The organism is Bacillus sp. FSL K6-1218 (assembly GCF_038006445.1).
GTDB classification, from domain to species: Bacteria; Bacillota; Bacilli; order Bacillales; family Bacillaceae_G; genus Bacillus_A; species Bacillus_A thuringiensis_S.
In genome coordinates this window covers 401,115-415,959 of record NZ_JBBOVE010000002.1, presented here as the reverse complement: position 1 = coordinate 415,959, position 14,845 = coordinate 401,115, and the positions used below count along the sequence as shown (strand labels likewise).

The following is a 14,845-nucleotide window of genomic DNA, read 5'->3' as shown; positions in this document are numbered from 1 at the left end:
AATGATTTAGTTAACAAACCATTTGGTACAATTGTTATTTCAAATGGTTTTTTATTTTAGAGTGGTTTGATTGCTAGAAATATTATTATTGTTTCTAAAGTTATAAGTACATTTAAATTTACGTAAATCAACAATATCTAAATGTATTTCTCGTTATAAAACTTAAAATTTTATATAAATAAATCTTATAAATCTAATATAATGTTAATATGTAAGATTATATTGATTTTATAGAAAGGAAATATCGGAAAATGAGTGACAATCAAAATAATTTAAAACTAGAAAATTCTTAATTGAACAAAATGAAGTCATAAAAAACTTAAAGCAAGATGAATTTAGTAAAATGGAGGATGAATTATGGTAATCTCAATTCCAGCACTAAAAGGATTTTTATTAGAAGAAGCGTTAGCTAAATTATTAGAAAATTGCGGTTATACCTTGATTACTAAAGATGTATTAAAAACACCAAACTTATATCCTGAATTCGTTTTAAAAGGAAACGGTTTAAATATTAAAGGGCGAGGTGGAACACATCAGGCAGATGTTTTAGGGCAATTTGATGTTTCTATTCCATTTAATTATCCAATTAGATTATTTTTAGAAGCTAAATTTAGAGAAAGTAGAACGGGTATTGATGTTGTAAGGGCCGGAATAGGAATATTAACAGATTTGAATGCCAATTATCAAACTATCGATTTAAATGGAGACGAATTATTAGTTCAACGTTTTAATTACCAGTATACAATTTTTTCAACAAGTGGATTTTCGGAAAATGCTATTAAATTAGCGATTGCTTATAAGCTTACTTTAGTTGATTTAAGTGGAGAGGAATATCGGGATTTATTAATGGTAATAGATCGAGTAGCACATGACTTAAGAAATTTACTATTATATGAAGGATATTCATTATCAGAAATAAGAGAATTTATCCGCTCCAAACTGTTTGGTTTAGACTTAGAAAATTTTAATAATAATATTCCGCATTTAGATTTAGTCTTAAGACCGTTTTTTACTGAGATGAATAATTATGGGGATTTATACTTAGCGTCTATTAATTCTCCATTCTCAATATTATTGAAGCCTGTTAATCCACGAAGATTTAGAAGCTTGTTAGAACGATATCAAAAGTCGACATTTAATGTATATATTTTTTGGCGTGAAGATGAACCTAATTTATGGCATGTTTCATTAGAACGATGGGATAATTTAACATTTACATTTTATTTACCAAAATTGTTAAGGGATTATATATTTGAAAATCCTAATAGACCTGATATTTTAACGAATGCATTACATGCTAAGGAACGCTTCTTGGGAAATATTGTTTTTTATATGAGAAGTGTAGAGAGATTTATAATGTTTAAATATAGAATTCGACAATATTAATTAACGAGTTAGTTTATAAAAAGGGATTAAGAATATAAAATTGAAGATCCTATTTAAATAAAAACTTCTTAGTAAAAAGAGTAAAACTACTTTTAAAAATGCATATGCTTTATCGGAAAGATGTTATATGTAGACTGTTATTACGGTAATGAAATATGATGGTTGATAGATTTATAACGAGTATTAGTGGACTGTTATATTTGAAAATCTATGTGAAAGATGATGAATTAATTAAGTTTCACATAACAACTCTACAGGAATTCGTATTTATATACTATCGAAAATTAACCATAATGTATAAATGTTATATTGCAAGTATCAAGAAAAGTATCTTTTATATCCAATAATGATATGAATTTAAAATATTAGTATTAAAAAGTACAATGGATAATTTTGTGATGAATTTAAGTGTTAATTTGTATTCAAAGATAAAAAAATTTGAGGATATTTAAATAATCCTCACTCGAAGATAATAAATGGTGTTTTAATAAGGTATTACTTAAATATCTAATCACAAAAATTTTTCTTTTATCTATAAAAAGCATTTTGGATTTATTTATAGAAGTTTTATATCTTTAAAAGAAAAATATTTGCCCGTATCTTAAATATATCTACTACTATCACCGAATATTATTAATATGTTCTAGTGAGACAGTCTAACAAAAGTAAATAATATATATTATTTAACAATACTGTTTACTAATTTTATAGTAAAAGGCATTATGTTTAATTATAAGATTTACTCATAGAAGCTAACAAGTTACATCAAAAATAATACGATATTTATTGTGATGTGTGTTCAAGTTAAATAAAAATAATTTCCAGGAAATATTTTACTGTTAGATTGAAGATTATTAAAATTGAGAGTAAGATAATGATAAGATTTGTTATATTATGTAATTAAATTAATAGTTTCTGGAGGATATTATGAACGGGCATGAACCAGTTGATTTTTACGAAGAAATTAGACTATACAAAGATAGAATAAGAATTTTCCTTATTCTATATCTCTTTTCAGAAGAAATCTCTGATCAAAATGAAACCTGTAAGAGGGTATTTAAAAGTGAAGTTAGGATTCAAAAAATTGATTTTTTACTACGTAATCCAGATTATTTTGCATATGAGCTTATTCTATTTGCTAAGGACGGTAAAATTGATAAAGATGAATGTCAAAACATTGTTAAAAATATTTTTTATTCAAGAGAACCAAGTATACGGCGACTTGAAATGGAAAGATTTTTCTTTGGTGCGTATGAGGATATTGATGATGTAATTAGTTTTTTGAAGAGCATAGATTTTATTGATTTTAAAAGCCGGAGAAGTATGGATTTAAAAACAATTGATAAACACTACTATATCACAAATTTTGCCTGTGATAAATTTGAAAATACCATTAAGGAGTTATCTTCTTTACAATGGTACATAGTTAGGTGTGAATTAATAAAAAAGTACTTTGGAGACCTATCAGGTACTCAACTTAAAGTAATGCAGTATCAAATTGATGAATATAGAAATACATCTTATAAAGAGCATATTACCGATATTCAAAATGATGTAAAAGAACTCTATTTAGATATGTTTGGAGAGGAATTGTGATGTTTGATTATAAACAATTTTCGGATAGTTTGTATATGGAATTTAAGGAAACCTTCACCTTAGATGAAGTTGATGAATTGTTGAAGGATTTAGAAGAGCATAAAAAAGATACTCCTATTTCTACAGGAAAGAGATTGACTTTAATTAAAATACGTATTAATGGACAAAAGAGTAATGGTGAAAAAATTGATTTTAATCTTCCATTGTACAACGGTGTAAATATTTTAGTTGCAGATAATTTTAAGGGGAAATCCAGTTTATTTAAAATGATACAACTTGCACTTACTGGAAACAATAAATTGAAACCCGATATAAAAAAATGGATTAATTCAATTATCTTAGCTTTTAAAATCAACGATAAAGCTTATACGACAATTATAACTTTTAAAAATTCTCGTATGAAGGGTGCACTATATAGTGGAATAATCGACGAGGTTGAAGATATTAATTTAAAAAAGTTAGATTCTATATTTGAAGCAGTGGGAGCAGATGACTACGAAGAATTTATTCAAGGATTTTTCTTTAATCAGTTTTCATACTATTCTTTGAAATGGACTCAAAAAAATTCCAAAAAAGACAAAAATGAATTGATAGAAGCAAAAACTAGTTGGAAAACATATTTTAAGTCTATATATCTTGAATCGAAAGATAGTACAAGTCTTGTATATGGTAATCAGGGGAAAAAGGTATTTCAGATGTTATTAGGACTTGAGTTGACGTATGCAATTAATCAACTTTCAGTTAAAAGAGATTTTTTGCAATTTAATATTGCTAAACAGGATTATATAAATCAAATAAATACTAATCAAAGTGAAAAGGATTATTTAAAAAGAAGAAAAAGTGAAATTGAAGAGGAATTAGCAACTCTTAATGTCTCTGTAACAAGAATAGGAACTATAAATAAACTATATGAAGAGTATGATGAAAAAATAAAAGAAATTAATGATGTAAATGCTTGGAATATTAAAAATCGCACATATTTTAATGAAAAGTTTAAGGAAAAAATTATGATTGAATCTGAAATTAGTTCATATATTAATGAAATGAATAGATTGAGAAAAGAGACTAATAAGACCGATAGAGCTATTAGTGACATGGAAGAGTATATTGAAGTTGGTATGTTATTTTCAAATCTCGATATTAAACATTGTCCTAACTGTAATCATAGAGTTTCTAAATCTCCTAATTATAATGAAAAAACTTGTTTACTATGTCGTACATCAGTTAGAGATTCTAACAGCACGATAGATAAAGAAATGTACTATCAAAAGCTCAGTGCCTTAAAAGTAGCAAAACAAAAGCTCACCGAAGAAAAAGAGCTTATTCAACATAAAATGAACCAACTTAAGGAAAATGGTGAGAAGGTTAGCTTAATATTAACAGAATTAAAGGGTAAATTAGCAAATCCAAAAGATACTTTAAATTTAAAAGAAAGAATATTAGAAATTGAATCCAGCATTAATAAAGAAAAAGAAAAGATAAATCCAAAGAATGACAAAAAAGCTGATTTAATTTCTGCAAAAGCTATAATTGAGTATCGTCTATCGAAATTAGACAAAAATCCACTTACTGATGTACTTGATAAGGAAAAAAAGAAAATTGATTTACTTAATCAAGCTATTGTTAACCTTAACTTGTTACGATATGAAAATAGTAAAAAAATACTTAATCACCTTTCAGAAATAATGATAGATGAACTTCATCATTTTGGTTTAACATCTATTACAAAAATTAAAATTAATAAGAACTTTGATATTCATTATAAGCAAAATGGGGAATATATTACATTTGATGGTATAGCAGAGGGGGAACAATTAAGGGCGAAAATAGCACTTTATCTTAGTATTATTCAATTGGATATTGTATACAACTTTGGAAGGCATACATGCTTTCTCATTATAGATAGCCCTAATAAAGAAGAAGGAGATTCAAAGTATCTCAACGGATTAACTGAAGTACTTAAGGATATTGATAATAGATATGGAGAGAAATTGCAAATAATTATTGGAACAGCAGAAAGAGGTCTGGAGCATATTGTAAAGAATGAAAAAGTAGTTAATAAAGGAGGCTATGTGTTTTAATGGTGAAACCAATAGGAATAGAAAACTTTGAAGATTGGAAAATAGGAGAGAAGTTCTATTTCTTTGATGTGAAGTGTAATGAAATTTTAATGAATATTGATAGTAAAAAAGCACAAGTTTTTTTAAAAGGTATTATTTTAAATAACGAAGAAAACTCGAATATTAGAAAAAAAGCCCTTGAAAATTTTATTAATCTAGTGTTACTTCAAAAAATCAAGAAACGATTTGCATTAAACTTATTATTAGATGAATGGATAAAAATAGAAGATGAGTTTTTGGAGGTAATTAGACTAAAAAAATTATTATTATTCTATGAGGATGAATCAGAAGAAATAGAAGAATTATATCTTAGCCTAATCAATCATAAGGATATTGAAATTAAGTGTGAGAGCCTATTTCAGCTAGGCATAGCTAATTTTCTTAAAGCAAATGTTCATCAAGATAAAGATGAATATTTGAAGAATTTAAAAATGAGTCTGTACTACTTGGAGGAGGCAAGTCACTGTGGAGAAAATAGAGTAGATGCAAAATTTTTTAGCAATATCGTAACAATGCTAATTGATATCATTCAAGATAGCTATGGAGGTTTCCAACAAAACATAAATAAAATTGCTAAATTACTATGGGAACAACGAATTTTTTCCTTCAAAGAAAGTGTTTCTTCATTACAAATAGGTTTTTATCGTACATTAAATTCGTTTGGGAAAATTAGAATTATGGATCCAACTGGTTGGTTAGACTTTCGAAGAGAATTTAATAACCTATGTTATTATTTTTATCAAATCAAAAATCAAGAAGTGTACAACGAAATATTTGAAAGCTCGATGTTAAAAAATGTATCAGACAACTTAATTAGAAGGTCTATTGAACCTCTTTTTTCAATAAACTTTAGAGCTGAAATTTGCAAAATTGAGAAACTATTAACTGAGGTTGATGGTTTTTCAGAAGAGTATGAGTTACTTGTCTATTTGAAAAAACTTGCAAATGACTCCCACGTTAAAGAACAGGCAGAAAGGAATATGATTTATAATAAAGTTATTAATGCCTTTCCTAACATTGAGAAATCAAGAATCGATAATGAATTTAAAAAGATAAAGGATGTAAATAATACTCAAGACATTATATCTCTTTTTGAGTTGTTTTCTGAGTACTCATACGATAATCTTTTGGATACCATTATAAGTGCTTGTATTAATTTACAAGGTAATCGGATATATAGAGATAAAACAGAAAATGAAAGAAATACTTTTTTAGTTTCATGTTTAGATATGGCAGGATTCTTTAATAAGGATCAGACATTGTGGGGTAAATCCAAGGAAGGAAAATCATCTGGGGAAATAGATATTTTTATTAAACAGAAGAAAGGGCAACCTTTCTCAATTATTGAAGCTTTAAATTTAGATTCACTGAAAAAGGATTATTTAGAACTTCATCTAAAGAAGATATTTGGATATGATACTATTGGATTGAAGTACAACTTTATTGTAGTATATTCTACCTCTAAAAATTTCTCTGAATTTTGGAATAGGTATATTGCTCATATAAAAAAATATAAATATCCACATTCGTTGAAAGAATATCAAGAAGTAAGTGGTTATGATTATACAAATATAAGAATCGGGAAAACAATACATATTAGGAATAATAAGGAAGTTAATCTGTACCATATAGTGATAGACTTAAGCTTATAACAAAAATTTAATAGATTAGATAAAGCTTTACTATAGATAGTGGTTAATTAATAGTGCATCCATTGTATTTTAAAATTGGAACTTTGTATTAAATTCCTAATGCATGTATTCAATAAGAAATAATTTCCAAAGTATATATGAATATAGGGTAGTTTACAGTAAATGGATATCCATTATTTTAGCAGTGATAACTTTATCGCTGTTTTTTTATTATAGATTTAAAAAAGGGGAAAAATGGTAGGTAGAATAGTAAAGAAATATCGTAATACAAAAACAAGATTAGGCTCGTTAACAATTGATTTACCATAAGAAATGGTTATAGTCTAAAAAAATCGGTTATTTATAAAGAAAGAGAAAAAGTCGTTATTATAAGAATTTAAATCTAATGGCATATGCGAAATTTAGTACACTTACTTATAAAAGTAATGTTCAGAGTGTCTTTAAATTTATCTTTAAAAAGCAGAAAGTCCTAAAATCCTTTTTCGCGATATGAAACGGATATATGCTACATTATATAAACCTTAAAGATGAGAAGTTTAAACTTATAGAACTTGTGAAATAATCATGGTATGTGGTGTATTTCATTTTGGTTGGAATGGAAAGCAAGTCAAAAGACTTAAAGATAGTTATTGAAGATATTATTCAAGTAGAATCTCCTACAACCTAATAAAGCTATGGGTTTAATATTAATAGTCTTATGGGTATAGATAGAACAAAAAATATTGGAGCAGTTAACAGAAGGTATTTCAAAAGACAGTATTGCTGTGATAAATAATCGGAAGAAAAAGAGTGTTAAATTGGATAGACAAGGGTTATCAGTTATAGAAAAAAGATTGATTGACTTGAAAGAAATTAATAAGAATATTTTATTTTGGACGAAGATGAATTTATAGAGAGAAGATCTTATTACGCTTAGCTAAAGGAATCTATTAAAAGGATAAGAAAAGTTTTAATTCGTAAACTGGAAATCATGTATTAGTTGGATAATGACCCGAAAAGGTCCTTTCATATAAACATCCAAGATAACAGCAAGAAACTATTAAAGTGCTAGGAAACAGTATTTTGTCAGCTGAAGGGAATCTATAAATTAAATTAGCATTGGATAAATTAATGATTTTTAATAAATAGATTTTATTAATTGTAATAGCATGGCCTTCTGATTCTTAAAATATAATCATTTATAGTTTATAATAGGCGTGAGGGATTTATATATATCCATATAGATAAAAATCATGAGTTGTTTATTATTTTTTGTATTTACTGTTAAAGATATGCCTAATTGATAATTTATAAATGGACGTGTCATCATAAATATATCAAAACCGATGGCTGGAGCATAATAATGATTTTTTTGAACAAATCGTAACTTTTTTATCATTTTTTTATTTTGTTTAGATATTCCACCATACAGTTTTCTTCTTGTTATTTATTATATGATATTTAAGATGGGAAGTAATCCAAGTTGGGTATGTAACGTAGATGTTAAATTTTAAAATTATTATTACGTGATGACTAAAGTTAAATATTAATTGTTTAATTGAGGAGGGTTTGCCGATGGAATCAACCGATTTTTTGGATGATGAATTAAAACATGCACTTAGACCATTTCAGCTGCAGGGACTAAACTGTATTAATGATTACATTAATAGTAATTCTGATAAGCAAGCATTAATAAAGATGCCCATGGGAACAGGAAAAACAGCAATAATCGCTGTAGCTGCAGCTTATTATCCTAAAATTCAAAGTTGTTTAGTAGTGACTGCTTCAGCAGCGGTAAGAGATCAGTTATTGGAAGATATAAGAACTAGGGTATGGGAAAATTTAAAACTTACATTTTCGCCAATAAAGTCTGTATTTAAATTGTTACCTTCTACCATAGATCAAATCGATAGTCATAATTATCCTGTCATTTATGTATGTACTGTTCAATCACTACTAAAAATAAAGGGGAAGCAAGATGGTAAATATGATTTATTAAAAGAAAAAGTTAATCTAATAATGTTTGATGAAGGGCATAAGGAGCCTGCCGAGAAATGGCAATCTGCAATTAGAGGTTTAGAAAAGAAGGTAGTTTTATTTACAGCAACTCCAGTGCGCAATGATAATAACCAATTTTCTATTGATAATCGTTTTGTATACGTGTATCCATATCCAGTTGCGGTTCAGCAAGGGTATGTAAGAAGGGTTAATTTTACCCAAATAAAAAATGAAGATATAAGAGAATATCAAAAAATTGATTTATTTGCATATAAGATAAAAAATGTATATGAGGATTATATTCAACAATACAAATGTTCATCTCAAGAGGTGAAGATGATTATTAGGTGTGATAATGAAGAGGATATAAAATCATTGGTAGTAAAATTAAATAGCCGTGGGATTTTAACGAAAGGGGTCCACGATAATTTTTCAAATTTTAGTTGTGAAACACTTCTTAATAATGTACCTCAAGATTTAAGAGACAATGTAACTCAATGTTGGGTACATCAAAATAAGTTTATTGAGGGGATAGATAGTTATAAATTCTGTTTATTAGGTATATATGAGTCTTTTTATGATCATCGTTCACTGGTTCAGCAAATAGGTAGAATTATTCGTAAGAAAAATTTAGAAGACACTCGAGAAGCAAATGTGATTATCTGGGAGAAACAAAATTATCAATTAGACTGGTGGAATTCATATTTAGAGTATGAGAAAGCAATAGGAAAAGATAATACAAAAATAGAGTTTGAATATCCTGATTTTTTGTCGGAAATACTTAAAATTAATCCACCAGCTTTATACTTAGAGAGGCAGTATTTTAAACAATATTCATTTGAAAAAGATCTCGAGAAGTTATTAAAATTACAGAAATATCAACTTCCTAGAAAAACAAATATATATGAAAATAAGTCAGGGATATATGATATTAAGGTTAATTATTCTAAAACTGTGGATATAATAAATTCAGAGTTACGAGATAAAGGTAACTATGTCATAGATAAAATTAACTTAGATGAAATACATACAACTTGCTTCATTTACTCATATTATAATAATAGTCCTTATTTGGTTAAAGAAAGTTTTATCGAGCCTAAAATAGGGATATTATTGTTTAAAATTATAGATAATATATTATTCTTTTATGATACTAGTGATTTTGTTCCGCAAATAGTAAAAAAAGAATGGAGAAGAATATCTGGTCAAAAACTAAAAAATCTATTTGATAATGATACATCCTTTTCGTCAGCTACTATCCAAAATGGAAGTATAAAATTTAATTATTTTAATAGGATGGTATTGCATTCTGAGGATCTTTCACGTATGGTTCCTAATATTTCAGATCAATATAATTTTTTAACTACAGTTCAAGGAAAAAGAAAAAACAAAAAAGGGGAGCCTTCTTTAAGGAGGTATGTTGGATTCTCGAATGCTAGAATTAGTCAGGACTCTGCGATGATTCGTTTAAATCAATATATTAAGTGGTTAGATGAATTATATAATCTAATAGAAAAAGAAACAGCAGAGAGTGACTTTTTTGCAAGATATGCCCCAGTTACTGATATTCCGATTGAAACTAAACCTGTAAGTATATTATTACACATCGATGAGGCTAATTTATTACGAGGTTTAAGTGGTTCAAATGTAGAACTACCTAGCAATTTTTATGAAATTTCTAATGACGGGATATTTTATTTGAAATACAAACAAAATAGTTACGAGATAAAAATAAATTTTGATAAATTAGCTGGGGAATACTATTTAAAGTTAATTAATCCAGAGGTTGAGTTGGATTTGTATTATGGGAAGCATGAATTGCTTGAGTGGTTGAATCTTAATCAATCATTTCAACTTTTGCTAAATCAGAATGAATATCGTTATTATAAAGGTAATTTTTATAAAATTGGTATACCTGATAATTATATGGGTTTATCAGAACTTCTTGATGAGAATATTGTTCAACTCCCTGCTAAAGAAAAGATAAAAGAGAAAGGAAAGTACTATAGAGATGGTGCCCCACAAATAAAAAAAAATATTTGGGATGAAGATTCATTATTTTATTTAGTGGCAAAGCAGGGGGAGAATGTAAAAAATGACTCGCAATTTAAAAAAATACTTAGAAACTCTGAATATATAATTTGTACAGATTTACAAAGTGAAATAGCTGATTTTATCACTTTAAGTGAGTCAACTAATACAGTTTGTTTTATTCACTGTAAAGCAGGAGATAGTCAACTTTCAGCTTCTGCATTTCAAGAAGTCTGCGGTCAAATTACTAAAAATCTTGATTATGTACATATGGCAAGTAATAGGTTACCAGCGGATGTTGAGCGATGGAATGGTGAATGGCGTCATAAATCTTACCAAGCCGTGGTTAATCGGCGAATAATAAACAGTGATAATCTTTCTGCCAAAGAAATATGGGATAAATTAAAACAAGTGCAAACAAATCCAAATGCAAGTACATATGTAGTTGCATTGGTAGGAGATGCTTTTACAAAAGAAAATTATGATCGTGAGAGTAAAAAAAATTGGGGAAAGCAAAAGCCTGAAAAAATTCAAATTGATTATCTTTTATTGGAAACTGCTGTCGCAGTCCAACATGCTCAAGCTAAATTTATGGTGGCGTATACAAAAAAGAAAAGATAGAGAATAAAGTTTTAGTTAATTATAGTATATTTAGGTGTTTTATAGTTAGTAAATTTATTTATAAATATACGGTGGTTTTCCTTAAGTATCATTTTATTAATTATTCAATCTTGAATAAATATATAACAATTGTTATATATTTTCTAGTAGATTAGTTATATTTAATAAGCTGGAGAATAAAATAGATTTAAATTTAGATTGGGTAAGAACTTTGAAAAGAAGTGTTACTTAAATTCTATAATTTTGACAATCTCGGTTTAACCTTTTGTGCAGTAGTTAAAAAAGAGGAGTTTTCCGTGAAAGTGAAAAGAAGTCAAGTTTGAAACGATTAAATTTTAACGACGGATTCTCCTTTGCTAAGGGTTCGTCGTTTTTTATTTATGAAAGAAGTTAAGTGTAATAAAAAATTGGGGCAGATTTATAGTTTTGTGTTAGGACTCAGTAGTCATACTAGAAGGAATATTTATCTACGAAAAAATCTATACATTAGGTTAGAAGAATTAGACATTAGTAAAAAAAGATAGTAAAAAGAATACCGTCGTTTTTAATGGTTAGCTTTTTTATTATTTATTGATTAATAGAATTTAAAACACTTATATTAAAAATTAAACTGTTATTCGCTGAAGAGAACGTGCTAGGACGATAGCTCACAAGTAGTTTAATAGTATTTTCATATTCTTGATAATAATTTTGAAAAACCTTATTCGTTTACTTATTTGAAAAATTTAATAGGATTTTATTATACTTTTATCTGTTGGTATTAAAATCAAAAGTTTTTTAATACTAATATTTTATTTGGCGGGACAATCATAATGAGCTTGAAGAGTTTGAATATCAGCATACAGTAGTACTTTATCTGAAAGTCACTCGTTTTCATTAATTTATGCGAAAGATTACACATACAAATAATCACTCATGTAAGGAAACTCAAAATATAGGTATAGTAATTATAAGTAATGATATTGAGGTAATTTTAAGTCCTCCTTATTTAAGAAGGGCTTAAAATTAACAGGTAAAATAATTATTTGTTATTCGGATACACATATTTTGAAAAGTATATTTTAATAATTAAAAATGTTTACTTATGCCTTGTAACCATTTTAATTGTTTTTTTTTATTCCATGGAGGAAAAGGTAAAGGATGTCTAAAATGATAAAATGTTTCTCCTTGTAATCCCAAATGGGGCTGGTTATTAGGTAAGGATTCTAAACAGTTTTTTACAAGTTGTTTGAAAACTGAGCATTGGTTAACAGCACTAATTCCCCATGCCTTTAATATAATTGATTTATCATCTAGGTTAGTAAATATCCTTAATAATTCAGTCTCTCTATCCTTATAGAAAAGGCTATGGATAGGGTGTAATTGATTTATCTCTTTTATCTCTCTTAAAAAGTTATTACTTAACGGATTTCTTAGATCTGAAATATTAATCACCTTCACGTAATTATAACCCATATTATACATTATCCTCATAATTTGATATTGAGTAGCATCAGGAACTGTTTCGACATTTGGTGTTTTGGGAATTTCATTGATAGCCTCACCTTGTGTATAGCAGGGAATCTCATATTGTTTGTCCAAAGGTAATGAATTACCTGGATTCATCATGATTACTAATAACTGAGGATTTTCATTAATACTATGTTCTTCAAAGTATGATTTATCATAAATACGCAGGTCATTTCTGCATTGAATTATTTTATTTTCATTCAATTTAATGTTATAAAAGCTACCAAAGACTTTATATTTATTCCATAATTCATCTTTTTCTAACCATTTGAAATCCATAATACGCTCCTATTTAATTATGTTTTTTTATAAATGTATTTACTTAAATTAATAGAATTTGCCGAAAGTATTATATTTGTATTATTTATAGAAAATGAAAATAAACAAGTGAGAATTAAATCCTAAGCAAAATTGATTTGAATTTTAAAGCCATACCCGTGGTCTGAATCGGAACTCCCCATCTTGCTAAGATAGAGAGATGGGGAGTTATCAATCACCTTTATTTAGTATAAATTCCCAAAAAGATTTTAATTCCTTACGTTTTGGATAAGGGGCATTTTTAATGTCTTCAAACCATTTCTCTAATTCCTGATTATTGGACTCACTATTATTTTTTTCAATAAATCCTATTTCTTCTAATAAAGATTTAGTACTTATATTCATGGCTTTTGAAATCTTTTCTATTACTAAGAGTGTTGGTTCTACAGGTTTTCCAGTTCTGGAATCTACGCCTTTTTCAAGTTTGTCTATATAAGTATGACTAACATCACATTTTTGAGCAAACTCGCGTAAGGATAGTTTATTTGTTAAACGATAATTTTTTATAATTTCACCAAGAGTTTTCTTCATATATAATCCTCCTAGTACAATTGTAAACAATAATTTACAAAAAGAAACTAAAATAGAGAAAAAACATGTAAAACATTGTTGACGATAAAGTAAACTATGGTTTACAATAGTTGTGTAATCATATGAATACATAAGTGGAGAGGAGTAGAGCAATGAATAAGATAGCTGAATTAAGGAAAGAAAAACTAATATCCCAAGAAAAGTTAGCGGCACAAGTTGGTTTATCGCGTACTTATATTTCTGAGATAGAGAATAATAAAAAACAACCTAACGTTAAGTTAGCTATAAAAATAGCAAAGGTTTTAGGAACAAGCGTGGAATCTATTTTTGCCCCTTATTGTAAACTATAGTTTACAATAAGGGGGATAGAGAATTTGATTACCATATATAGCAGTTCCATCATAATTCAGATAGTCCAATTAATAGCAAAAAATAGAATAGAGGAAGTGTTCAATATGAATATGAAAACATTTGAAATGCGTGAAAAACGATTAGCAGAACTATTGGGTGCAAAAGTATTATGGGAATTTATAAGTGCAGTAACAGAGGAGATAGAAAAACAGGAATTAGAGTCTACACCAGGTTTACTAGAAGATCTATTCATACATGTGAAAGAAACCATTCAAATTCAAAATATGAATCAACGTATAACAAAATCCCCTGTAAAAACAGAGGCTGATCGTATAAATAAAGATACATTATTTATGGAAGCATATGTAGAATTAATTAATCATAAGTTTATTATTTCTGAATTAGCTGTAGAGCTTTCATCTGTTCTAAAAGAATTAAATTGTTTTGTTCAATCATCTTTGCCATAGCTTCAAAATAAGCTTGACTCTCAAGAACCTCAACCTGCTTCTCTTTAGGGAGTGATTGAAGTATTCTTTACACTCATATATATTATTGCCGGAGTCTTGGATTAATTTATTATATAGTATGGGTAGGAAATGGATTCGATAGTTTACAATGAATTATATTTTGCCATTTGCTGGCGTCTGATACAAATAAGACAGTAATTTTCGGAAGTAGTGTGATGTCGTTGTATATAGTGTGGGAAAATTTAAACAATCGATTTCGTCAATAATGATGAGATCAATCCTAAAT

General features: G+C 27.5%; 10 protein-coding genes and 1 pseudogene. 8 read left to right on the top strand and 3 right to left on the bottom strand.

From position 1 onward, the window contains the following. Positions 1 to 357 precede the first annotated feature (357 nt). From MHI26_RS30080 to MHI26_RS30055, 6 genes are all read left to right on the top strand, one after another. Positions 358 to 1,386, top strand: a complete 1,029-nt coding sequence (locus tag MHI26_RS30080) for a hypothetical protein (RefSeq protein ID WP_061667244.1) — start codon at positions 358 to 360, stop codon at positions 1,384 to 1,386. A gap of 927 nt (positions 1,387 to 2,313) precedes the next feature. Further along, positions 2,314 to 2,982, top strand: a complete 669-nt coding sequence (locus MHI26_RS30075) for a hypothetical protein (protein WP_061667263.1) — start codon at positions 2,314 to 2,316, stop codon at positions 2,980 to 2,982. Next, positions 2,982 to 5,063: a hypothetical protein gene (locus MHI26_RS30070; RefSeq protein ID WP_061667264.1), complete on the top strand. Its 2,082-nt coding sequence runs from the start codon at positions 2,982 to 2,984 to the stop codon at positions 5,061 to 5,063. The genes MHI26_RS30075 and MHI26_RS30070 overlap by 1 nt, the downstream gene beginning before the upstream one ends. Further along, positions 5,063 to 6,754: a hypothetical protein gene (locus MHI26_RS30065; protein ID WP_061667265.1), complete on the top strand. Its 1,692-nt coding sequence runs from the start codon at positions 5,063 to 5,065 to the stop codon at positions 6,752 to 6,754. The genes MHI26_RS30070 and MHI26_RS30065 overlap by 1 nt, the downstream gene beginning before the upstream one ends. 722 nt (positions 6,755 to 7,476) lie before the next feature. After that, complete coding sequence (locus MHI26_RS30060; RefSeq protein ID WP_340809231.1) at positions 7,477 to 7,647, top strand: hypothetical protein; 171 nt, start codon at positions 7,477 to 7,479, stop codon at positions 7,645 to 7,647. Between the two features lie 661 nt (positions 7,648 to 8,308). Beyond that, a complete protein-coding gene (locus tag MHI26_RS30055) occupies positions 8,309 to 11,383 on the top strand; it encodes a DEAD/DEAH box helicase (protein ID WP_061667267.1) in 3,075 nt (1,024 codons plus the stop codon). A gap of 1,068 nt (positions 11,384 to 12,451) precedes the next feature. Here the strand turns inward: MHI26_RS30055 and MHI26_RS30050 are convergent. Both MHI26_RS30050 and MHI26_RS30045 read right to left on the bottom strand, forming a co-directional pair. After that, positions 12,452 to 13,171 carry a hypothetical protein gene (locus tag MHI26_RS30050; RefSeq protein ID WP_061667268.1) on the bottom strand — a complete coding sequence of 240 codons (720 nt, stop codon included), beginning with the start codon at positions 13,169 to 13,171 and terminating at the stop codon, positions 12,452 to 12,454. Positions 13,172 to 13,381: 210 nt separating this feature from the next. Further along, positions 13,382 to 13,741: a helix-turn-helix domain-containing protein gene (locus MHI26_RS30045; RefSeq protein WP_061667269.1), complete on the bottom strand. Its 360-nt coding sequence runs from the start codon at positions 13,739 to 13,741 to the stop codon at positions 13,382 to 13,384. 152 nt (positions 13,742 to 13,893) lie between these two features. Between MHI26_RS30045 and MHI26_RS30040 the strand changes: the two genes are divergently transcribed. Together MHI26_RS30040 and MHI26_RS30035 are read left to right on the top strand one after the other, a co-directional pair. Next, the gene (locus MHI26_RS30040; RefSeq protein ID WP_061667270.1) at positions 13,894 to 14,091 is read left to right on the top strand and encodes a helix-turn-helix transcriptional regulator; all 198 of its coding nucleotides are present in this window, start codon (positions 13,894 to 13,896) and stop codon (positions 14,089 to 14,091) included. A gap of 105 nt (positions 14,092 to 14,196) precedes the next feature. Then, positions 14,197 to 14,559, top strand: a complete 363-nt coding sequence (locus MHI26_RS30035) for a hypothetical protein (protein ID WP_061667271.1) — start codon at positions 14,197 to 14,199, stop codon at positions 14,557 to 14,559. Here MHI26_RS30035 and MHI26_RS30030 read toward each other — a convergent pair. Then, positions 14,483 to 14,670 (bottom strand): annotated as a pseudogene (locus MHI26_RS30030) (hypothetical protein); the annotation flags it as partial. The gene MHI26_RS30035 and the pseudogene MHI26_RS30030 overlap by 77 nt on opposite strands. Between the last annotated feature and the right edge of the window lie 175 nt (positions 14,671 to 14,845).